19 protein-coding genes and 1 pseudogene are annotated in these 21,347 nt (G+C 64.0%); 11 read left to right on the forward strand and 9 right to left on the reverse strand.

Features of this window, described 5'->3' with window-relative positions:
- Nucleotides 1-180 precede the first annotated feature (180 nt).
- The 3 genes from OKW38_RS35725 (at nucleotide 181) to glnA (ending at nucleotide 3,462) form a co-directional block, all read left to right on the forward strand.
- Nucleotides 181-1,347: a radical SAM protein gene (locus OKW38_RS35725; protein WP_429365241.1), complete on the forward strand. Its 1,167-nt coding sequence runs from the start codon at nucleotides 181-183 to the stop codon at nucleotides 1,345-1,347.
- Between the two features lie 312 nt (nucleotides 1,348-1,659).
- Nucleotides 1,660-1,863 carry a hypothetical protein gene (locus tag OKW38_RS35730; RefSeq protein ID WP_090806402.1) on the forward strand — a complete coding sequence of 68 codons (204 nt, stop codon included), beginning with the start codon at nucleotides 1,660-1,662 and terminating at the stop codon, nucleotides 1,861-1,863.
- Nucleotides 1,864-1,956: 93 nt separating this feature from the next.
- Complete coding sequence (gene glnA / locus OKW38_RS35735; RefSeq protein ID WP_429334113.1) at nucleotides 1,957-3,462, forward strand: type I glutamate--ammonia ligase; 1,506 nt, start codon at nucleotides 1,957-1,959, stop codon at nucleotides 3,460-3,462.
- 64 nt (nucleotides 3,463-3,526) lie between these two features.
- On the opposite strand, the gene OKW38_RS35740 is transcribed toward glnA, so the two are convergent.
- From OKW38_RS35740 to OKW38_RS35750, 3 genes are all read right to left on the reverse strand, one after another.
- Nucleotides 3,527-3,877 carry a hypothetical protein gene (locus OKW38_RS35740; protein WP_429365242.1) on the reverse strand — a complete coding sequence of 117 codons (351 nt, stop codon included), beginning with the start codon at nucleotides 3,875-3,877 and terminating at the stop codon, nucleotides 3,527-3,529.
- Between the two features lie 90 nt (nucleotides 3,878-3,967).
- Nucleotides 3,968-4,606 carry a LysE family translocator gene (locus tag OKW38_RS35745; protein WP_429365243.1) on the reverse strand — a complete coding sequence of 213 codons (639 nt, stop codon included), beginning with the start codon at nucleotides 4,604-4,606 and terminating at the stop codon, nucleotides 3,968-3,970.
- Nucleotides 4,607-4,793: 187 nt separating this feature from the next.
- Nucleotides 4,794-5,669, reverse strand: coding sequence for a LysR family transcriptional regulator (locus tag OKW38_RS35750; protein ID WP_187613976.1), 876 nt, complete (start codon nucleotides 5,667-5,669; stop codon nucleotides 4,794-4,796).
- Between the two features lie 150 nt (nucleotides 5,670-5,819).
- Here OKW38_RS35750 and OKW38_RS35755 point away from each other — a divergent pair, with 150 nt between their 5' ends.
- The 6 genes from OKW38_RS35755 (at nucleotide 5,820) to OKW38_RS35780 (ending at nucleotide 15,026) form a co-directional block, all read left to right on the forward strand.
- Entirely contained in the window at nucleotides 5,820-6,254 is a 435-nt protein-coding gene (locus OKW38_RS35755; protein ID WP_008918388.1) for a VOC family protein, read from the forward strand.
- Nucleotides 6,255-6,662: 408 nt separating this feature from the next.
- On the forward strand, nucleotides 6,663-9,929 hold the full coding sequence (locus OKW38_RS35760; protein WP_429365244.1) for an efflux RND transporter permease subunit: 3,267 nt from the start codon (nucleotides 6,663-6,665) through the stop codon (nucleotides 9,927-9,929).
- A gap of 23 nt (nucleotides 9,930-9,952) precedes the next feature.
- A complete protein-coding gene (locus OKW38_RS35765; protein WP_090806391.1) occupies nucleotides 9,953-11,179 on the forward strand; it encodes an efflux RND transporter periplasmic adaptor subunit in 1,227 nt (408 codons plus the stop codon).
- Entirely contained in the window at nucleotides 11,179-12,765 is a 1,587-nt protein-coding gene (locus OKW38_RS35770) for an efflux transporter outer membrane subunit (RefSeq protein ID WP_090806389.1), read from the forward strand. Before OKW38_RS35765 ends, OKW38_RS35770 begins: the two co-directional genes overlap by 1 nt.
- Before the next feature lie 105 nt (nucleotides 12,766-12,870).
- Nucleotides 12,871-13,557 (forward strand): heavy metal response regulator transcription factor, encoded by a 687-nt coding sequence (locus tag OKW38_RS35775; protein WP_018424874.1) that lies wholly within the window; start codon nucleotides 12,871-12,873, stop codon nucleotides 13,555-13,557.
- Nucleotides 13,554-15,026 carry a heavy metal sensor histidine kinase gene (locus tag OKW38_RS35780; RefSeq protein WP_429334107.1) on the forward strand — a complete coding sequence of 491 codons (1,473 nt, stop codon included), beginning with the start codon at nucleotides 13,554-13,556 and terminating at the stop codon, nucleotides 15,024-15,026. The genes OKW38_RS35775 and OKW38_RS35780 overlap by 4 nt, the downstream gene beginning before the upstream one ends.
- Here the strand turns inward: OKW38_RS35780 and dinB are convergent.
- Nucleotides 14,993-16,159 carry a DNA polymerase IV gene (gene dinB, locus OKW38_RS35785; protein WP_429365245.1) on the reverse strand — a complete coding sequence of 389 codons (1,167 nt, stop codon included), beginning with the start codon at nucleotides 16,157-16,159 and terminating at the stop codon, nucleotides 14,993-14,995. The two genes, OKW38_RS35780 and dinB, sit on opposite strands and share 34 nt — an antisense overlap.
- A 158-nt stretch (nucleotides 16,160-16,317) precedes the next feature.
- Here dinB and OKW38_RS35790 point away from each other — a divergent pair.
- A pseudogene (locus tag OKW38_RS35790) lies at nucleotides 16,318-16,833 on the forward strand (EAL domain-containing protein); the annotation flags it as partial.
- A gap of 32 nt (nucleotides 16,834-16,865) precedes the next feature.
- Here the strand turns inward: OKW38_RS35790 and OKW38_RS35795 are convergent.
- The 3 genes from OKW38_RS35795 to OKW38_RS35805 form a co-directional block, all read right to left on the reverse strand.
- Nucleotides 16,866-17,447: a YceI family protein gene (locus OKW38_RS35795; protein WP_429365246.1), complete on the reverse strand. Its 582-nt coding sequence runs from the start codon at nucleotides 17,445-17,447 to the stop codon at nucleotides 16,866-16,868.
- Between the two features lie 48 nt (nucleotides 17,448-17,495).
- Nucleotides 17,496-18,071, reverse strand: a complete 576-nt coding sequence (locus OKW38_RS35800) for a YceI family protein (RefSeq protein ID WP_429334105.1) — start codon at nucleotides 18,069-18,071, stop codon at nucleotides 17,496-17,498.
- Between the two features lie 116 nt (nucleotides 18,072-18,187).
- Nucleotides 18,188-18,751 carry a cytochrome b gene (locus OKW38_RS35805; RefSeq protein WP_429365247.1) on the reverse strand — a complete coding sequence of 188 codons (564 nt, stop codon included), beginning with the start codon at nucleotides 18,749-18,751 and terminating at the stop codon, nucleotides 18,188-18,190.
- Nucleotides 18,752-19,025: 274 nt separating this feature from the next.
- Here OKW38_RS35805 and OKW38_RS35810 point away from each other — a divergent pair, with 274 nt between their 5' ends.
- Nucleotides 19,026-20,276, forward strand: coding sequence for an arsenic transporter (locus tag OKW38_RS35810; RefSeq protein WP_429365248.1), 1,251 nt, complete (start codon nucleotides 19,026-19,028; stop codon nucleotides 20,274-20,276).
- Here OKW38_RS35810 and OKW38_RS35815 read toward each other — a convergent pair.
- A complete protein-coding gene (locus OKW38_RS35815) occupies nucleotides 20,265-20,543 on the reverse strand; it encodes a hypothetical protein (protein WP_090806375.1) in 279 nt (92 codons plus the stop codon). The two genes, OKW38_RS35810 and OKW38_RS35815, sit on opposite strands and share 12 nt — an antisense overlap.
- Nucleotides 20,544-20,858: 315 nt before the next feature.
- Nucleotides 20,859-21,116, reverse strand: a complete 258-nt coding sequence (locus OKW38_RS35820; RefSeq protein WP_429365249.1) for a hypothetical protein — start codon at nucleotides 21,114-21,116, stop codon at nucleotides 20,859-20,861.
- Nucleotides 21,117-21,347 lie beyond the last annotated feature (231 nt).

Here is a 21,347-nt window from a genome sequence, read left to right on the forward strand (position 1 = left end):
GTCTGACCGGGCGACGGCAAAATCCGGGCCATTTGCAGCCGTTGCCCATGCTTTCGTGCGGACATTCATGCGTCGGTTCTGTCCTGCCGGCGGATCTTCGTTCGCCGATCCTCCCGTCGCCTTGTGGGATGGCGTAAGCGAAGCTTCTTGCCGAATTCGTCGGTAGGCCATGAGGGTCCCATGGATACGACAGAGCGGATCATCAAGTGGCGCGATCAGCGGCATGCTGACGGTGTCGGCAGCGAACCGCGCAATCCGCTGCCCGCAGTGTGCGACGTATCGGTGACGAACGTTTGCAACGCCGCATGCGATTTCTGCGGGTTCTCTCGCGAGAAAAATCTGGCGGGGCCACGTCGTTATCTCGACCCTGATGAGTTCGCGCGCGCACTGCCGATCCTGCGCAGACGCCGGATTCGTTACATGACGCTGCAGGGAGGCGAGCCGCTGGTTCATCCCGAGATCGCATCGCTCGTGGCTTCGGCCACCAAGGCCGGCATGCAGTGCGGCGTGATCACGAACGGCTGGTTTCTTCCCCGCTACATCAAGCCACTGGCGGCCGCCGGCCTCAGGCGTCTGCTGATTTCCATCGATAGCGCGGACATGCGCGAGCATGAGCGCAATCGCGGTCTGCGCGGTCTCGAGGCCCGCATCCGCGACGGCATCAGTCAGGCCCATAGCTTCGGCATCGAGGTCTGCGCATCGATTACGGTGAGCCGACTGGTCCGTTACGAGTTGCTTCCCGAGACGCTCAACCGGCTTGGCTTCGATGCCGTCGTTTTTTCCTATCCACGGCGCGAGGCGTTTGGATCTACGTCGCTTGTTTACGACGAAGAATCGAAACTCGTCGACCTGAACACCGACGAACTACTCGAAGCGTTGAGCGCAATCGCGCGCCTCAAGAAGCATTTCCGTGTTATGGACCCGAGCGCTGCGCTGGCCGAGGTCGCGCGTTTCGTGCGCGGCGAACAGCAACTGGTTCCATGCATCGGTGGCAGCAAGTACTTTTATATCGACTGGAACCTCGATGTTTGGCGTTGCGAGGCGTGGCCTGAGCCGATGGGCTCCGTCTTCGACCTCGACCGCCTGCCCGATCAACGGCAACCCTGCAATGACTGCATGATGGGATGCTACCGGCATGCCAGCATTCTGATGCACGGTGCCGTCGCCGTGACCGACTCGGTGTACGCGCTGGGCAAGGGGCAGCTTCGGGCTGCTGTCGGCTTGTTGTTCCAGCGCAGCGTTGCGTATTCGCTATGGGCGCTTTCAGTCGAAGAATTGCCTCGGGCGGCGCTCATCTCGTTCGCAAGACGGACTGGCCAACGCCGTTCCACGCCGCAAGCTGAATGAGCTCGATTTCCGCGACTGAGGTCCCTGGGGGAGACGGCTCGCCCAGTCGAACGCCCGTCCGCGTTACTCGACCGGCGCAACCGCGCCTGCCGACAGGGTCTCGATGAGGACTTTAGATGATTGCGGGCAAGCCGCTTTCACCGCCGAACCCATCGGCTGTGCTCGGCATCGGAAGCGAGAAAACTGTCATTGGACCGATTCCATTGCCTAAGATCAAGCTACGCGCTCCGTGAGGAAAGCACCCGCGGCTCGCGAACGGCTTTATTGTCGCGCTCCCCTTTTTTCGCGCGACTTTTCCACAAGGAGGTCACGATGAAATCAGAGGACAAGGGCGACGTGCGCGCTTTCGTGCAAACGGCCGAGCAGAGTGGCGAGCATGTCTGGGTCATCACGCTGGTCGACTTCGCGGCCCGTGAGGTCAAACGCTCGCTCGTTTCGGACGAGACGTATGCGACCTCCGCCGCTGCCAGAGATGCCGGCGAGGCTCATTTGAAGGCACTGGAGCAAGACCGCTAGGTCCACGCACTGCCGCCTTGCTTTCGCGCGTGGACGTACTAACGTTGGACTATAAGTACACGGGCGGTAATGGGGCGGAAGAGGGCAAAGTTCATGGCCAGTACGCAAGGAACCACCGGATCGCCGTTTGCGGCGTCCGTCGAAGCGGGCAGCTATCGCGTCACGCGACCACAAAGCGCAAGCGATGTGATCGGCCTGCTGCAAGCGCGCGATATTCAGATGGTCGATCTGAAATTCACCGACTTGCCCGGACTCTGGCAGCATTTTTCGATCACGCTTCCCGAGGTTCACGACGACCTGTTCAGCGCCGGCATCGGTTTCGATGGTTCATCGATCCGCGGCTTTCAGGAGATCCACGAGTCCGACATGCTGCTGCGGCCTGACCCGGCGACGGCCTTCGTCGACCCGGCTTGCGGCACGCCGACGCTGTCGATGATTTGCGACGTCGTCGATCCCGTGCTGCGCCAGCCGTATTCGCGCGATCCGCGCTACGTGGCGAAAAAGGCGGAGAACTATCTGCGCCAGACGGGCATCGCGACGACGTGTTATTTCGGGCCGGAGCTCGAATTCTTCATCTTCGACTCCATCCGCTTCGGCCAGGATCAGCACTGCGGCTACTACTACGTCGAGTCGGGCGAGGGCGACTGGACCACCGGTCGCGACGAAGGCGCATACGGCGGTGGCAACCTCGGCTACAAGCAGCGCTACAAGGAGGGCTATTTTCCGGTGCCGCCTCATGACACGCTGCAGGAGATCCGCTCGGAAATCGCGCTGACGCTCCAGCAGGCGGGCGTACAGATCGAAGTGCATCACCACGAAGTTGCGACCGCGGGACAGAACGAGATCGACATGCGCTTTACGACGCTGACCCGCATGGCCGACAACGTGATGATCTACAAGTACATCTGCAAGAACGTCGCGCGTCGGCACGGCAAGGTCGCAACCTTCATGCCGAAGCCGCTGTTCGCCGACAATGCGAGCGGCATGCATTGTCACCAGAGCCTGTGGAAAGACGAACAGAACCTCTTTTACGACGCGGGCGGCTGGGCGCTGACTTCGGACCTGTGCCGCTGGTACATCGGCGGATTGCTCCAGCACGCACCCGCGCTGATGGCCTTCTGCGCGCCGACGACGAATTCATACAAACGCCTGGTACCCGGATATGAGGCGCCCGTCAATCTGGCGATGTCGCAGCGCAACCGTTCGGCCGCGGCGCGCATTCCGATGTATTCGGATTCGGCGAACGCGCGGCGCGTCGAATTTCGCTGTCCGGACCCGTCGGCCAATGCATATCTTGCTTTCGCCGCGATGCTGATGGCCGGCCTCGACGGCATTGAAAACAAGACCGATCCCGGCGAGCCGCTCGACCGCAACATCTACGATCTGCCGCCCGAAGAAGCGCGCAATATACGGCAGGTGCCGGGCTCCCTCGACGCGGCGCTGGCCGCGCTCGAAACCGATAACACGTTCCTGCGCAAAGGCGATGTCTTTACCGACGACGTGATCCAGACCTGGATCGACTACAAGCGCAGCCGCGAGATCGACACCATCAAATTGCGTCCGCATCCATGGGAGTTTTATCTGTACTTCGATATCTAGAAGAACAACGCAGGCGGTGACTCGGTCTTGGTACGAGAGCGCCTCGATGCGAGCGCCTCGCGACTCAATCGTCCGCGAAAAAATGGCCGATGAAAATGCAGCCAGCCGCGAGCGCGGCGCCCAGCGCCGCGACCGTATAAGCGAGCCTGGCACCATGCCACAAGCTATCGAACCATTGATGCAACTGCGCCATCAGCACTGCCGCGTTGCCGCCGATTTGCTGTAGCTCGATCTGATAGCGAGGATCGACCATGCCGTACATCGCGACCGCGCTATCGGGCGGCGGCACGCTCACGTAGATGAGCACCGCGGCGATCAGGCTGACGACCAGGATCGCCGCGCCGGTGAGATAGAGCCGCTTTTGCAGCGGCGAGCGTTGGTTGGAAGAAGGTGCGTCGTAGTCGTTGCCGTTCATCGTTGCGTGGGTGGGTGCCGTCGTTGATGGAGCCGAACCGCCAGTATCGCAGAGCGCGGCCTCGGGCGACCCAGACGCGCCCGACCCACCTCAACTCTTCGACGTCAACAATTTGACCCCCGCAATGCCGAACATCACCGCGAGCGAGCCATCGAGCCAGCGCCGGATCGCCGTATAGACACGGCGTGCGGACGCCGTCGAAAACAGCACCGCGTAGCTGCTGAATACCGTCGCGCCGATCACCATGCAGCCCAGCACGACCGGCGTCACGTGCGCGGCGCCGTGTACCGGCGACATCGCGAGCGACACGATCGACAGCCACACCAGCACCGCTTTCGGATTCGTGAGATGCAGCAAAAGGCCACGCAGATAGAGTCGCCCGAGCGGTTCGTCGACGCGCGCCGCGCTCGCGGCCGGCTTGCCGGCGCTCCACGCCGAGCGTGCGGACTTGAAGCCGAGCCACAGCAGATACAAGCCGCCCGCGATCCGGATCGCGACGAGGCATTCCGAGTAGGCGGCGAGCACTGCCGACAAGCCGAGCGACGCGAGCAGCGCCCATGAGAACGAGCCCGACACCACGCCGAGCGCGAACACCAGTGCCGCGCGTCGGCCCGCGCTCATCGCGAGCGACATGATCGCGAGATTGCTCGGCCCAGGGCTCGCGGTGCCGACGAAATAGGCGCTGTAGGCGATCAGGACATCGGCGGTGAGCAGAGGGCTAACGATCATGGCGGGCAAATGTAAGGGCGAAGCGCGTGTTCGACAACGCAATGCAACGCGCCACACAGCCGGTTGAATGAAGCAACGATTCTGCGCGCCGTCGCGCGCGACTCACAGATACAGTTGCGCGTACGTATGGCAGCACACTCGATGCGAACCCGAAGCGAACTCGCATCGAATGCGGCGTGCAAAGCGCTCAACCGTGCGCCGCGCTCGCAATACACTCCGCCAACGCATCGGCGACCACCGGCCGGCTATGCCGCGGCCGCAGTACGAGCCCGATCTCGCGCTCGAAGCTCGCATCGCCGAGTTCGAGTGCGACGACGCTCGCTGGCCATTTGCCGAGCCCGGCCGTATTCGGAATCAGCGCGACACCCATGCCGCGCGCGACCAGTTGCACGATCGCCTGCAATTCGTCGAGCTCGACCGCATCGCGCACGCCAAGGCGCGCGCGCCGCAGAAAACGGTCGACCAGCCGTCCGCCGAACGACGCGCGGTCGTAGCGGATGAACGGCTCGCTGCGCAGCAGTTCGCGCCACGAGCGGCCGCCGCGCGCAAGCTGTTTCGGCGCGAGCAGCACGAACGGTTCGGCGACGAGCGTGCGCCATTCGAGTTCCGACGGCAGCGCGAACGGCGGTTTGATGATGACGGCCAGATCGAGCTCGCCCGAGTCGACCTGGCCGAGCAGCCCCAGCGACACGCCCGGCACCACGCGAATCCGCCAGCCGGGACGGTCGTCGCGAAAGCGCGCGAGCGCGTCGGCGAGCAGCGACACCTGCGCGGACGCGATCGCGCCGACCCGCAGCATGCCGCTTTCGGCGGCGCCGCCGCTGCGCTCGGAGAGCCGCGCATAGAGCGTCATCATTTCCTCTGCGAGCGCGAGCGTTTCGCGGCCCGCCTCGTTGAGCGTCGCAGAGCGGCCGGTGCGGTCGAACAGCTGAAAGCCGAGTTCCTGTTCGAGCCGCTGCATCTGCGCGCTGACGGCCGATTGCGTGAGCCCGATGCGCGCGCCCGCGCCGGAGAACGTGCCGTACTGGCTGACGGCGATGAAGGTTTTCAACTCGCTGAGCATGATCGATCAATCGATTTTGATGATGGTCAGGTCAAATATATATCGTTTCTCAACATTTTTATTCATGATTAAACTTTGCTTCAACTGAACCGGTTGCCAGTCGTGCCAAGCGTAATTCATCCTCACATCCACCCCAGCGAGTCTCCTATCATGAGCGTTGCCGAAACCGCTTTGCCGCCGTTCCACCTGGCGTTTCCTGTTCATAGCCTCGCCGCCGCGCGCGAGTTCTACGGCGAATTGCTCGGCTGCCCGGAAGGGCGCAGTTCGGACGCATGGGTCGATTTCAATTTCTACGGTCATCAGATCGTCGCGCATCTGGCGCCGGACGAAGTCGGTCACCGTCATACCAGCGCAGTGGATGGCGACGCGGTGCCGGTGCGCCACTTCGGCGCGGTGCTGTCGATGGAGCAATGGCAGGCCGCCGCGGACAAACTGCAGAAGGCCGGCATCGAATTCATCATCGAGCCGCATGTGCGCTTCAAGGGCGAGGTCGGCGAGCAGGCGACGATGTTCTTCCTCGATCCGTCGGGTAATGCGCTCGAGTTCAAGGCGTTCGCCGATATGTCGTCGCTGTTCGCCAAATAAGCGTCGCGGGCGTTGACGCCAGGATACGGATGACTGCAAATGAAGGCCGGTCGACCATTCAGGTTGACCGGCCTATTTTCGTTGAAGGGGATGGCCGCACGGAGCAAAATTGCCCCGTCGTGCGAATCAATCTGAAAGCATGTTTCATATTATTCAGCCAAAAAACGTGCCGCGTATCAGCAAACGTTTCATTAACTGCGCGTAAATTTATTCAACAAACGTTTGCTTTGCGGCTAATTCGCAGCTAATTCGGCGAGAGCCCTTCGCCTCCAAAAATGGCGCATTTGCTTTCAACAAGCTTCCTGACGATTTCGCCATTTTCATGCCATGCAGGCGTTGGTGCCATCGATCTAGCATAAGCGCAGATTCAATCCCTCCCTCCACCCGCATTTTCTCTGGCCCGTTTCAATGTGGATCGTCAACGTAGCGCTTAAGCGGCCATACACGTTCATCGTGATGGCAATTCTGATCGTGCTGGCGACGCCCTTCGTGCTGTTCACCATGCCCGTCGACGTGCTGCCGGATATCAACATTCCGGTCGTCAGCATCATCTGGACGTATACGGGGCTGTCGGCCGAAGACATGGCCACCCGTATCACGTCGGTCAACGAGCGCAGTCTGACCACGACGGTCAACGACATCGAACATATCGAATCGCAATCGCTCCCCGGCATCGCGATCCTGAAGGTGTTTCTGCAGCCGAACGCGAACATCCAGACGGCGATCGCGCAGACGGTCGCCATCGAGCAGGCGCAATTGAAGCAGATGCCGCCGGGCGCCACCGCGCCGCTGGTCATCAGCTACTCGGCTTCCAGCATTCCAGTCATCCAGCTCGGCCTGTCGAGTCCGAAACTCTCGGAGCAGGATCTCAACGACACCGCGCTGAACTTCCTGCGACCGCAACTGGTGACGATTCCGGGCGCGGCCGTGCCATATCCGTATGGCGGCAAATCGCGGCTGATCTCGGTCGACCTCGACACGCGCGCGCTGCTGGCCAAGGGCCTGACACCTGCCGACGTGGTCAACGCGTTCAACGCGCAAAACCTGATTCTGCCCACCGGCACGGCCAAGATCGGGCCGAAGGAATACACGGTCGAAATGAACGGGTCGCCGCCGACATTGGAAGGTCTCAACGACATTCCGGTGCGCACCGTCAACGGTGCGACGACCTACCTGCGTGAAGTCGCGCATGTGCGCGACGGCTTCTCGCCGCAGACCAACATCGTGCGGCAGAACGGTCATCGCGGCGTGCTGATGTCGGTGCTGAAGAACGGCAACGCGTCGACGCTGTCGATCGTCGATACGTTGAAAGCCATTTTGCCGGCCGCGCGCGCCGCGCTGCCGCCGGATCTGCAGATCACCGCGCTGTTCGACCAGTCGGTATTCGTGAAGGCGGCGGTGCAGGGTGTGGTGCGCGAAGCGCTGGCCGCCGCCGCGCTGACCGCCGCGATGATCCTGCTGTTCCTTGGCAACTGGCGCAGCACCTGCATCATCGCGATCTCGATTCCGCTGTCCATTCTGTCGTCGCTGATCGTGCTGCACGCGCTCGGGCAGACCATCAACATCATGACGCTGGGCGGCCTCGCGCTCGCGGTCGGCATCTTGGTGGACGACGCGACCGTGACGATCGAGAACATCGAGCGGCACCTGCACTTGGGCACGAATCTGCACGATGCGATTCTCGAAGGCGCCGGCGAAATCGCAGTGCCGGCGCTCGTCTCGACACTGTGTATCTGTATCGTGTTCGTGCCGATGTTCTTCCTGACCGGCGTCGCGCGCTATCTATTCGTGCCGCTCGCGGAAGCGGTGGTGTTCGCGATGCTCGCTTCGTACATCCTGTCGCGTACGCTCGTGCCGACGCTCGCGATGCTGCTGATGGGCCACGCGCACAAGCCTAAGGCGGGCACGAAGCCGAATCTGTTCATGCGTCTGTATCACCGCTTCGACGCAGGCTTCGAGCGCATGCGCGCGACTTACATCATGATCCTGAGCAGCCTGCTCGTGCGTCGCAAGATGTTCGGCGCGCTGTTCCTCGGTTTCTGCGTGCTGTCGATGGGCCTGTTCTTTGCACTCGGTGAAGACTTCTTTCCGAGCGTCGACGCGGGCGACATCCGTCTGCACATGCGCGCGCCGACCGGCACGCGTATCGAAGAAACCGCGCGGCTGGCCGACGAGGTCGAGAAGGTGATCCGCGAAGTCGTGCCGCCCAGGGAGTTGGGCACGATTCTCGACAACCTCGGCGTACCGTATAGCGGCATCAATCTGTCGTATAGCAATGCGGGCACGATGGGCACGCTCGACGGCGAGATCCAGATTGCATTGAACGAAGGCCACAAGCCGTCGCAGATCTACATGGACAAGCTGCGCGCGATCCTGCCGCAGCGTTTCCCGGGCGTCGAGTTCTTCTTTCAGCCGGCCGATATCGTCACGCAGATCCTGAACTTCGGCCTGCCTGCCGCGGTGGACGTGCAGATTTCGGGCGCGAATCAGCAGGGCAACCTCGACGTCGCGCGCAAGCTGCTGAAGCAGGTGCGACTGATTCCCGGCACCGTCGACACGCATATCCAGCAGAAGCTCGACGAACCGGTGATCGATCTGCACATGGACCGCACCCGCCTGCAACAACTGAACCTGACCGCGAACGACGTCGCGCAGAACGTGCTCGTTTCGCTGTCGGGCAGCTCGCAGACGTCGCCGGGCTTCTGGGTCAACAACAGGAACGGCGTGGAATACAAGGTGGCGGTGCAGACGCCGCAGTACCAGGTGTCTTCGATCGACGAACTGTTGCGCACCCCGGTCTCGGCCACGATGAACGGGCCGACGCAACTGCTCGGCAACCTCGTGCAGATCTCGCCGAAGAGCCAGTTCGCGGAAGTCACGCATTACAACATCCGTCCGGTGATCGATCTGTATGTGAGCGTTGAAAAGCGCGATCTCGGCAGCGTGGCGAATCAGGTCGACAAGATCGTCGACGAGGTGCGCGGCTCGCTGCCACGCGGCAGCACGATCACCGTGCGCGGCCAGGTACAGACGATGCGCAGTTCGTTCTTTGGGCTCGGCATCGGCGTCGCGATGGCGATCGTGCTCGTGTATCTGCTGATCGTCGTGAACTTCCAGTCGTGGGTCGATCCGCTGATCATCGTCAGCGCGTTGCCGGCGGCGCTCGCGGGCATCGTGTGGATGCTGTTCCTGACCGGCACCCATCTGAGCGTGCCGGCGCTGACCGGCGCGATCATGACCATGGGCGTCGCGACCGCGAACAGTATTCTGATGGTCGCGTTCGCGCGTCAGCGGCTGTCGGCCGGCGCGCCGCCGCTCACGGCCGCGCTCGAAGCCGGCGCGAGCCGGATTCGTCCGGTGCTGATGACCGCGTTCGCGATGATCATCGGCATGATTCCGATGGCGCTCGGTCTCGGCGAGGGCGCCGAGCAGAATGCGCCGCTTGGCCGCGCGGTGATCGGCGGGTTGCTGTTCGCGACCGTATCGACGCTGTTTTTCGTGCCGCTCGTGTTTGCGGGAATTCATTCGTGGCTCGCGCGCCGTCATAAGAACGGCGGCGACGACGACAACGGCGGTGGCGACGCCGGCGACGATGGCGGTGGCAGTGGCAGTGGCAGTGGCGGCCATAGTGACACCCCCGCACCGGAACCCAGCAGTGCGGCGACGCCCGCGTAAAAGTTAAACGATGGTTGACTGAGATGACCGAAAAAACTCATGCATCGCTAGCGATCCCCGCGCGGGAAACCGAAGAAGGAGAGCACCGGCTGCCGCCGCGCCATCGCGAATGGAAGCGCGCGAAGATCGCCGTCGTGATCGTGCTCGTGCTGCTCGTGGCAGGCACACTTCGCACCGTGATCGCGAACGTGCTGCAAAACCGCGAAGTCGCGGCGATCGCGCAGCAGAACGCCACGCAGTACGTGAACGTCGTCACGCCGACCCAGACCGAGGGCGGCGGCGACACGCTGCTGCCGGGCACGCTGCGCGGCTATGTCGAGTCGCCGATCTACGCACGCGCGACCGGCTATCTGCTGCACTGGTACGCCGACATCGGCACCCACGTGAAGCAGGGGCAACTGCTCGCCGAGCTCGATACGCCGGAAATCGACCAGGAACTCGCGCAGGCTCTGGCACAGCGTCAGCAGATCAATTCGAGCCTCGCGCTCGCGAAGACCTCGCTGGAACGCTGGCAGCAGCTGCGCCAGCGCGATGCGGTGTCGCAGCAGGAGCTCGACGAACGGCAAAGCACGTACACGCAGGACCTCGCGAATCTCGCGGCCGCCGATGCGAACGTCAAGCGTCTGCAGCAGCTCGAATCGTTCAAGCGGATCGTCGCGCCGTTTACCGGCGTAGTCACGCAGCGCAACGTCGACGTCGGCGATCTGATCGACGCGGGCAGCGGCACGAGCCGTGCGTTGTTCGCGCTTGCTCAATCGGACCCGTTGCGCGTCTATGTGCAGTTGCCGCAGGCCTACGCGCAGAACGTCGCGGTCGGGCAGAAGGTCGTGGTCACGCAGGCCGAGCTGCCGGGCCAGCAGTTCAACGGCAAGATCACGCATATTTCTGGCGCGATCGACGTACCCACGCGCTCGTTGCAGATCGAAGTGACGCTGCCGAATCCCGACGACAAGCTGCGCCCCGGCGCGTACGTGCAGGTCGCGGTGCCGGCCGCCGCGCATGCGCGTCTCACGGTGCCAGGCAACGCGCTGCTGTTTCGCGCGGAGGGTCCGCGCCTCGCGGTCGTCGATGCAAAGGGCAACGTGAGCCTGCGCAAGGTCGTGATCGCGGTGGACCTCGGACAGCAGCTCGAAATCGAAAGCGGTATCTCGCCGAGCGATCGCATCATCGTCAACCCGAGCGATTCGATTGCCGATGGCGATCACGTGCAGGTGCAGCCGCTGCAGAAGAACGGCAAGGGGGCGTCGTGATGTTCGCGGCTTCACGCCAGGCGCGTACGCGTGGCACTGTCTTCACCGCGCTGAGCGCGTGCGCCGGCGCGGCGCTGCTCGCCGCGTGCACGGTCGGCCCGGACTATCAGCGGCCGCAGGCCGAAGTGCCGCCCGAATGGCACACCGATTCGTTCTGGCGCGTCGCCGCGCCGTCGCATGCGCCGATCGCGCCGGACTGGTGGACGGGCTTCGCCGACCCGACGCTCGCGACGCTCGAAACCCAGGCACTCGCGCAGAACCAGACGCTCGCCGCGGCGAGCGCGCACTACGAGCAGGCGAAGGCGACGCTCGCGAACACCAGCGCGCAGCGCGTGCCGGAAGTCGATTTCAACGCACAGGCCTCGCGCTTCCGTATTTCGCACGACCGGCCGCTGACGAACTACGCGACGCCGACCGAATCGACGGTGCAGAACAACCTCCAGCTCGGGCCGACGATCAGCTACGACACCGATCTGTTCGGCCGCATCCGTCGTCAGGTCGAGGGCGCGCAGGCGTCGGCCGAACAGTCGGCGGACGATCTCGCGAACGCGCGCCTCGTGCTGACGACCGACCTCGCCACCGACTACTTCTCGCTGCGTGAGCTCGACCGCGAGATCGACGTGCTGAACCAGTCGGTGAAGCTGCAGCAGAAAGCGCTCGACTACGTGAACACCGAGCACGATCTCGGTTCGGTATCGGGCCTCGACGTGCTGCAGCAGAAATCGCAACTCGATTCGACGCGCGTGCAGGCGCAACTGCTGCTCAATCAGCGCGCGCAGTTCGAGCATGCGATTGCCGCGCTGGTCGGCGTGCCGGCACCGCAGTTCGCGATCGAGCCGAAGGTGCTCGACATCAAGGCGCCGACCGTACCGCTCGGCGTGCCGAGCGACGTGCTGCAAAGGCGTCCCGACGTCGCCTCGGCGGAACGTGCGATGGCGGCGGCCAACGCGCAGATCGGCGTGGCCAAGGCGGCGTTCTTCCCGAGCCTCACGCTGACGCCGGGCATCGGCTGGGAGAGCACCGAGTTCGCCAATCTGCTGAGCGCGCCGACGCTGATGTGGACGCTCGGCGCGACGGTCGGTCAAGTGATCTTCGACGGCGGCCGGCGCGCGGCCAACGTGCAGTACGCGAGCGCGGGCTACAAGGCGACCGAGGCGAATTATCGGCAGACCGTGCTGAGCGCGTTCCAGCAGGTACAGGACGGCATCACAGGACTGTCGGTGCTCGACGGCGCGGCGAAGCAGTCGCGCGAGGCGGTCGAGGACGCGCAGCGGCTGCTGTCGCTCGCGAACGATCGCTATTCGGGCGGCCTCGTCGCGTATCTGAACGTGATCGACGCGCAGGAGTCGCTGCTGACCAACGAGCGCACGGACGTGCAGATTCACGGCCAGCAGTTGACGCTGTCGGTGGCGCTCGTGAAGGCGCTCGGCGGCGGCTGGGAGGGCGGCGCGCAAGGTGGCGCAATGGCCGGGAACGAGGCTACCCGTACGAACGCGACAGCGAACGTCGCCAGTGCTACGGCATCGCCGCAGCAAGCGCCAGCCGGCGGCGCGCAGCAGAGGGAGATGCCGGCTCCTGCACACTGAATCGCCCGGCAGAGCTTCCATGCCGAGGGAGTGGGATCGGCGCGAGGCATTAGGGGCGTTTCGTATAATGGACAGTTGACCGCCAAACGTGGCATGGGGACGCGGATGAAATTGCTGATCGTTGAAGACGAGCACAAGGTGGTGGACTACCTGCGCTCCGGTTTGACAGAGCAGGGCTGGGTCGTCGATGTCGCGCTCGACGGCGAGGAAGGCATGCATCTGGCCACCGAATTCGATTACGACGTGATCGTCCTCGACGTGATGCTGCCTAAGCGCGACGGCTTCAGCGTGCTGAAGGCGCTGCGCATGCGCAAGTCGACGCCGGTCATCATGCTGACCGCGCGCGATCACGTGAACGACCGCGTGCGCGGCCTGCGCGAAGGCGCGGACGACTACCTGACCAAACCGTTCTCGTTCCTCGAACTGGTCGAGCGTCTGCATGCGCTCGCGCGCCGCACGCGTTCGCAGGAGTCCACGTTGATTTCCGTCGGCGATCTGTTCGTCGATCTGATCGGCCGCCGCGCGACGCGCGACGGCGTACGCCTCGACCTGACCGCCAAAGAGTTTCAACTGCTCAGCGTGCTCGCGCGCCGTCAGGGCGACATTCTGTCGAAGACCGCGATCACCGAACTCGTGTGGGACGTCAACTTCGACAGCCACACGAACGTCGTCGAAACCGCGATCAAGCGGCTGCGCGCGAAGCTCGACGGCCCGTTCCCGTCGAAGCTGCTGCACACGGTGCGCGGCATGGGCTACGTGCTCGAAGTGCGCGAAGAGGCCGAGACATCATGAACCGTTCGATTGCCCGCCGTCTCGCGTCGATGTTCGCGCTGGTCGCGCTGTTCGTGTTTACGCTCGTCGGCACGGGGCTCTTTCTGGTGCTGCGCACGCAGCTCGAACATCATCTGCGCGAGTCGCTCGACGATCGCACGCAGATCGCGCGCATTATCGTCTATCACGCGGTGACGCCCGAAAAATGGCGGATGTGCCGCGAAAAACTCACCGACATGACGCCGCACGACGGCAGCACCGTGTACTCGGTGACGAGCGCGGACCCGAGCTATCACTTCGGCACGCCGGTGCAGGGCACCGTCACGAAGAGCTGGCCGGGCGGCTATGCGCGCATCGCGCCGGCGGGCGGCGGCCCCGACATGCTGACCTCGACGGTGACCTTGCCCGCCAACGCCGCGCGGCCGCCGGTGCAGTTGCAGGTCGCGTCGAGCTATTCACCGAACCTGCGCACGATGCGCGTGTTCGGCTCGGCGCTCGCGGCGCTGTCCGCGCTCGGCAGTCTCGCAGTGCTGCTGCTCAGCTACTCGGTCACGCGCATCGGTCTCGCACCGCTCACGCGTCTGACGCGCGACGCATCGGCGGTCAGCCCGAACAACCGCTCGCAGCGGCTCAATACGGCGTCGCTGCCGCTCGAACTGAACGACCTCGCGAACTCGTTCAACGGCGCGCTCGAACGGCTCGACGGCGCCTACGGCCGGCTCGAATCGTTCAACGCGGACGTCGCGCATGAACTGCGCACGCCGGTCACGATCCTGATCGGCCAGACCGAGGTCGCGCTGACGCGCAACCGCTCGGTCGACGATCTGCGCCACACGCTGCAATCGAATCTCGAAGAATTCGAGCGGATGCGCACGATCATCAACGACATGCTGTTCCTCGCGCGCGCCGATCAGGGCGAACGCGCGACGGGGCTCGTCGAGGTGTCGCTCGCGGCGGAACTCGCGCATACGCTCGAGTTTCTGGAGATTCCGCTCGAAGAGGCGCACGTGCATGCGCAGTTGCACGGCGATGCGTTCGCGCGCGTGAACCGGTCGCTATTCGGCCGCGCGTGCACGAACCTGCTGATGAACGCGATCCAGCATTGCGAGCCGGGCGCGTCGATCAGCGTGACGATCGCGCGCGGGAAAGGACCGATGCGCGACCAGGTGCGCGTCGCCGTGGCAAATCCTGGCGAGCCGATCGCGCCGGACGTCCTCGAACATCTGTTCGACCGTTTCTATCGCGCGGAAGTCTCGCGCACCAATAGCCGCGAAAACCACGGGCTCGGGCTCGCGATCGTGAAGGCGATCGCGGAGATGCATCGCGGCACCGTGTCCGCGCACAGCGCCAACGGCGTCAACACGTTCTCGTTTTCGGTGGCGGCGTCGGCGCGGTCCACGTCGGGCGACGTGCCGGCCATGCGTGCGAACGCGACCGGCGTCGCCGGCGACAGCGCCTATTCGTCGCTCGCGAAAGGCAAGTCGGCCTGAACCGGCAGGCGCGGCTTCAGCGCCTGTTCGCTGGCCGACGTCAGCGTGCTGATGCGCACGCCCAATAGCCGCAGCTTGCGGTTCAACTCCACGCGTCGCAAACATTCGGTCGCCGCGCGGCGGATTTCGGTCGCGTCGGCGGTCGGTTCGTCGAGCGTCAGGTCGCGCGTGACGGTGTGGAAGTCGTCGTAGCGCAGCTTGATGCCGATCGTGCGGCCCACGTAACCCTTGCGCACGAGATCGTCGGCGACACGCACGCAGAGCCCCGTAAACGCGCTCGATAACGCCGGTCGATCGTGGCGCGGATGCAGATCGCGCTCGAACGTGGTCTCGCGGCTGATCGACTTCGGCTCCGATTCGACCACCAGGGGCCGCTCGTCGTGACCCTGCGCGACCTGCATCAGCCAGGCGGAATAGCTGCGCCCGAAGTTGTCCTGCAACAACCCGGCGTCGGCGGCGGCCAGATCGCCGACCGTCGCGAGGCCGAGTGTGGTCAGCTTCTGCGCGGCCTTCGGGCCGATGCCGTTGACCTTGCGTACCTGCAGCGGCCATACGCGCAGCGGTATATCGGCCGGCGTGAGGATCGTCAGGCCGTCAGGCTTGTCGAGTTCGGAGCCGATCTTTGCGAGCAGCTTGTTCGGCGCGACGCAGATCGAACACGTGAGACCGGTGGCCTGATGAACGGCGTCCTTGATGCGCCGGCCGATGTCGGCCGGTTCGCCCGCCAGGTCGGTCAGGTCGATATAGATCTCGTCGATGCCGCGATCCTCGATGCGGTCCGAGAACGTCCTGACGGCGGCCTTGAAAAGACGCGAGTAGTGGCGGTATGAATCGAAGTCGGTCGGCAGCAGGATCGCGTCGGGCGCGAGCGCGGCGGCCTTCATCATGCCCATCGCCGAAAACACGCCGAGCGCGCGCGCCTCGTAGGTCGAGGTGGTCACGACGCCGCGGCCCGCGTAATCGCGCAGCTTCGCGAAGCGCCTGCTGCCGTCTTCGAGCACCTGCGGCGCGCTGTTGCGCCCGCCGCCGATCACCACCGCGCGCCCGCGCAACTCCGGATAGCGCAGCAGTTCGACGGACGCGTAAAACGCGTCCATGTCGAGGTGCGCGATGCGGCGGGTTGGCGAATTCATGGGAGTTGAAGCGGGCGATGGCAATGAACGAAAGCGGTGACGGCGCGCGTCGCGACGCCGCCAGCCCGTAATGGTACCTTGCCGCGCTCGCCTCCGGTCAGGGCCGGCGCGGCCGGCCGCACGCGTGTCGTTCAACGCGTTGTTGAGAAAGCGGATTCAACGTGAGCGGCGAGGATCTGCGCACGCCGCGCTTTCTTAACCTGATCACCGCGAGGCTCGCCGGAACCGGCCTGCGTCCCGCGCAGATCAGGATCGAAGCGACCGAGCGCAGTTGCCTGAACGCCGATGCGACCCGGCAGACGATCGCGGCCTTCCGAAGCGCCGGCCACCCAGTCCATATCGACGATTTCGGCACCGGCTATTCGAGCCTCGCGTATTTGCAGACTTTCATGATCGACGCTCTGAAGATCGACAAATCGTTCGTCGACACGATCGCCCAACAGGCGGCGTCGAGCATCGTTGCGCCGCATATCATCGACATGGCGCACGAATTAGGGGTCGAGATCGTGGCGGAGGGAATCGAGCGCGACGAGCAGGTCGAGTATCTGCTGCGCCGAGGCGTTCAGTACGGACAGGGCTGGCTGTTCGCGAAGGCCATGCGCCGCGAGGAACTGGTCGCATGGCTGGAGGCGCGCCGCGCGTCGCACGCGCCGGCGCAGCCCGCGATCCAGTAGTTCGGCGCCCGGCCGTGCCGGGCGTGATGCGCTTACTGCTTGATGCCTTCGGCCTGGATATGCAGCGTGGTCTTCATGTTGAAGCCGTACGCCTTGCCGAAATCGATGCCGAAATCGTCGCGATTGAACGTCGCGACCGATTCGGTGCCGCACACTTCGCGCTTCAGCACCGGATGCTGGATGCACTTGAACGATTCGATCTTCAGGTTGACCGGTTTCGTGACGCCGTGCAGCGTCAGCGTGCCGATCACTTCGACCGGCTTGTCGCCGTCGAAGCGGATCTGCGTGCCCTTGTAGGTCGCGGTCGGGAACTTCGCGGTGTCGAAGAACTTGTCGCCGACCAGTTCCTCGTTGAGCTTGTCGTTGCCGATGCCGACCGAGGTCATGTCGATTGTCGCCTCGACCGTGCCGGTCTTCGCCGCGCGATCGAGCACGACGGTACCGCTGCTTTTCTGGAACTTGCCGCGCCAGATCGACAGGCCGCCGAAGTGGTCGGTCTCGAAGCTCGGCGACGTGTGCGTCGGATCGAGCAGGTAGGTTTCGGCGGCGGCCATCGCGTTGAACGAGCATGCAGCGGCGAGCGCGCCGACGGCGAGCAGGAAGGATTGCTTCAAGTTGGACTCCAGAGGTCGAAGGGTAAAGCGGTGCTGCGGCGTGGTGGGTTATTGCTTCGCCGCGACCAGATGAAATTTGATGACGACTTCGTCGGCGACCACCGACGTGTCTTTCCATTCGCCGGTGCCGACGTCGAACTGCGTGCGCTTGATCGGCAGCGAGCCGTCGAACGTTTGCGTGGCGCCCTGGCTCGCGATCACGACCGGCACGACGACCGTTTGCGATTTGCCTTTTATCGTCAGCTTGCCGGTCACCTTGTACTGGTTGCCGCCAGCCGGCGCGATCGAGCTCGACACGAAGGTCGCGCTCGGGAAGGCGCCGCTGTCGAACCATTCCTTGCCTTGCGCCTGCTTGTTGTAGTCGTCGGCGCCGAGGTCGTAGCTCGCGGTGTCGATCGACACGTTCGCGCTGCCCGCGGCAGGCTTCGCCGGATCGAAATTCAGTTGCGCGGAGAACTTTCTGAACTTGCCGTCGACGGGCACGTTCATCTGTTTGGTCGTGGCGATGACGCTGCTTTTCGCGAGGTCGACGTCGGCGTGCGCGAGGTTCGCGCCGAGCAGCGCAAGCACCGCCAAAGAAGCGAGCGTCGCGCGACGAGTGGAGAGATAAAAAGGTGTCTTCATGATGGTACGCATCCTATCCGAGCTTCGCGGCCTGATTGCACACCGCGAGGAATTTGATTGCCAACCAGTCGTAACCAATCGACAGGAGTTATGGCTTTCTTCAAGCCGTCATATCGTTATGTGCGGGTCTTCAGAAACGGCACCATGCGCGCGAGCAATCCGTCGCGATCGACGAACTGATGCTTGAGCGCCGCAAGCACGTGCATGATCACGAGCGCGAGCAGCGCGTAATTGAGCAGCACGTGCAGCGTGCGTAGCGCGGCCTTCAGCGCCTGATCGGGACCGATGATCGTCGGCAGCGGCACGATGCCCAGATACACGACCTGAATGCCGGCCGCCGAGCTGTAGAAGTAGCCGGACAGCGGAATCGCGAGCATCAGCAGATACAGCAGACCGTGCACCAGATGCGCGGCGGCCTTCTGCCACGCGGGCGTCGCGGCATCGAGCGGGGGCGCGCGATGCGTCGCGCGCCACAGCACCCGCAGCAGCGCCAGCGCGAACACGGTCACGCCAATCCATTTGTGCCACGAGAAGTACTTGAGCTTCGTCGGCGTGAAGCCGGGGATATCGGTCATGATCCAGCCGATGTAGAAGCCGCAGATCATCAGCGCGGCGACCAGCCAGTGCAGTGCGATCGCCGCGCCGTGGTAGCGCGTGGGAGCGCAAGCGTGTGTTTGCATCGTGTTCTATCCGTTGCTCGCGAGAAGCCGCGTGAGAATGCGGATAGTAGGGATGCCCATTCAAACTGAATAGGCGGGTGGGCGGGAACAGATCGTTGTTGCGGTGATGTTAATCGTGTCGAGAGGCATGCGCGCTGAAAGGTCCGCGCATGAAGGCACGCACACTGCTATGGAGCGCTCGCCGTGGTACCGCTGTGGTAATTTGTTGCCCCGAACAACAAGGTTGCGCGCTTTGCGCAGCCACCGACATAACCCAATATCCGGGCGTCAAGCCGTGAATTCCGTTTTTCTTTCCTGGAGTATTGCCGCGCTCGCCACCGCCGGCGTGATCACACGGCCGTTCAAATGGCCCGAAGCCGTGTGGGCCGTCGCCGGCGCGGTGCTGCTCGTCGCCCTCGGCCTATTGCCCTTGCATCTCGCGGTCGAAGCGATCGGCAAGGGCACCGACGTCTATCTGTTCCTGTTCGGCATGATGCTGCTATCCGAAGTCGGCCGCCGCGAAGGGCTGTTCGACTGGGTCGCGGTGCTCGCTGTCAATCATGCGCGCAGTTCGCCGCGCAAGCTGTTCGTGCTCGTGTATCTGTTCGGCGTGGTGATCACCGCGTTTCTTTCCAACGACGCCACCGCCGTCGTGCTGACGCCCGCCGTGTTCGCGGCGGCGAAGAAAGCGAAGACACCGCCGCTGCCGCTGCTGTTCGTCTGCGCGTTCGTCGCCAATGCGGCGAGCTTCGTGCTGCCGATTTCGAATCCGGCCAACATCGTGCTGTACGGCAATCACACGCCGCCGCTGGGACCGTGGATGCTGCGCTTCACGCTGCCGTCGGTGCTGTCGATCGCCGCGACCTTCGTGATGCTGCGCTGGACGCAACGCGAGGCGCTCGCTGGCGTCTGCGAGGCAAATCTCGACGCGGTCGAGCTCTCGGCGAGCGGGCGCGTCGCGCTCGCGGGCATCGCGGTGACGGCCGGCGCGCTGCTGACGGTCTCCGCCTACGACATCCAGCTCGGCCTGCCGACCGCGATCCTCGGCACGCTGACCGCGCTCGTCGTGCTGATCAAGGAGCGCAGATCGCCGCTGCCGATGATGCGCGAAATTTCGTGGAACGTGTTGCCGCTCGTCGCCGGGCTGTTCGTGCTGGTCGAGATGCTCGATCACACCGGTGTGATCAACCTGTTCGCGGGTGCGTTGCGCCGCGCGACCGAACACAACGAAATGGAAGCGGCCGGGTGGGCCGGCGCGAGCGTCGCGTTCCTCAGCAATCTGATCAACAACCTGCCGGCCGGCTTGATCGCGAGTTCGACCGTGATGCAGGCGCATAGCCCCGAGCGCGTGATCGACGCGCTGTTGATCGGCGTCGACCTCGGGCCGAACCTGTCGATCACCGGCTCGCTCGCGACGATCCTGTGGCTCAACGCGATTCGCCGCGAAGGCGAAGACGTCAGCTTCATGAAGTTTCTGAAAGTCGGCGCGCTGGTGATGGTGCCCGCGCTCGCGCTGGCGCTTGGGGCGCGGATATTAACTGGCTGAACCGATGCCGGACCCGCCCGCCATCAGCGGGCTTGTGCAGGAACCGACGCGCGTCGCGCCGGCGAGCTCGTCCAGTCGCGCGCCGACCGAGCGCAGCCTTGCTTCGAGGTGGGCGACGCGCTGGCGTTGCGCGGGCACCATCGACGAACGGTTCAACGCATGCAGCCGACGATGCCAGTACGACAACGGAAAACGGTCGCGCCCAGAAAGTGCGTTGAAAACGACTTCGAGGTGGGCGATTTCCTTGTCGATATCTTGGTAGCTCATCACAAAGGTCCAGGAAAGAAGGTGGGAAGGGGCGCGCGAACCTGACAGGGATCGCAAGGTCCGTTCCATCCCGCCTATATGTAGTCAATATCAGCCGTGCCGGCGCAGAGCGCCACATCGAGCGCGCGCCTGGCGCGGTGCGCGATGGTAAGAAGCGCCAAACTCCATGCAAGCTTTACGCGGCGCTCCACCTTTCAACGGGACAACGGGAATTCACCAGGCGTGCCCGCGAGGCGCGTGTCCTATGCTGAGTCAACGGCGTGGGCCGGTCTCGGGGCGATCGCAACCGCCCGCGCGACGGCCCGGCGCGCGCTTTCAACGCGGCGCGATCACGAGCGGTTGCGCATAGCTGACCTTCGGCGCGGGCACCACCGCATAGTTGAGCGCGGGCGGCGCCGCGACGATGGTCGCGGCCGCCACAGGCACGGCGACAGGCGGTGCCGATACGTACACGGGATTGACCGGCACCGGGTAGTAGACCGGCCGCGGCGGCGGCGCGTAGACCACGGCGGCGGGCAGATACACGACGACTCGCGCGTAGGCAGCGGAAGAACAGGCGAGACGGATAGTCATTTTGGACTCCTGATACGTGGATGTCGACGAACGGCAGACGAAACGATACGCAGCAGGTCCGCAAAACGAAACCGCGAACTCATTTCATTCGATGTCAAGCTGCAGCGGCACCCGGTGCCGTGACATGATTCGACATGATTCTCGAATTGCGATCGCGCGGCGTCTGACCAACAATTCGGCCTGTCATCGAAACGGCTCGCGGCACGCAGGCAGGCGACGGTCGATGTTCCA

The sequence above is a fragment of the Paraburkholderia sp. MM5496-R1 genome (assembly GCF_050436205.1).
Taxonomy (GTDB): domain Bacteria; phylum Pseudomonadota; class Gammaproteobacteria; order Burkholderiales; family Burkholderiaceae; genus Paraburkholderia; species Paraburkholderia tuberum.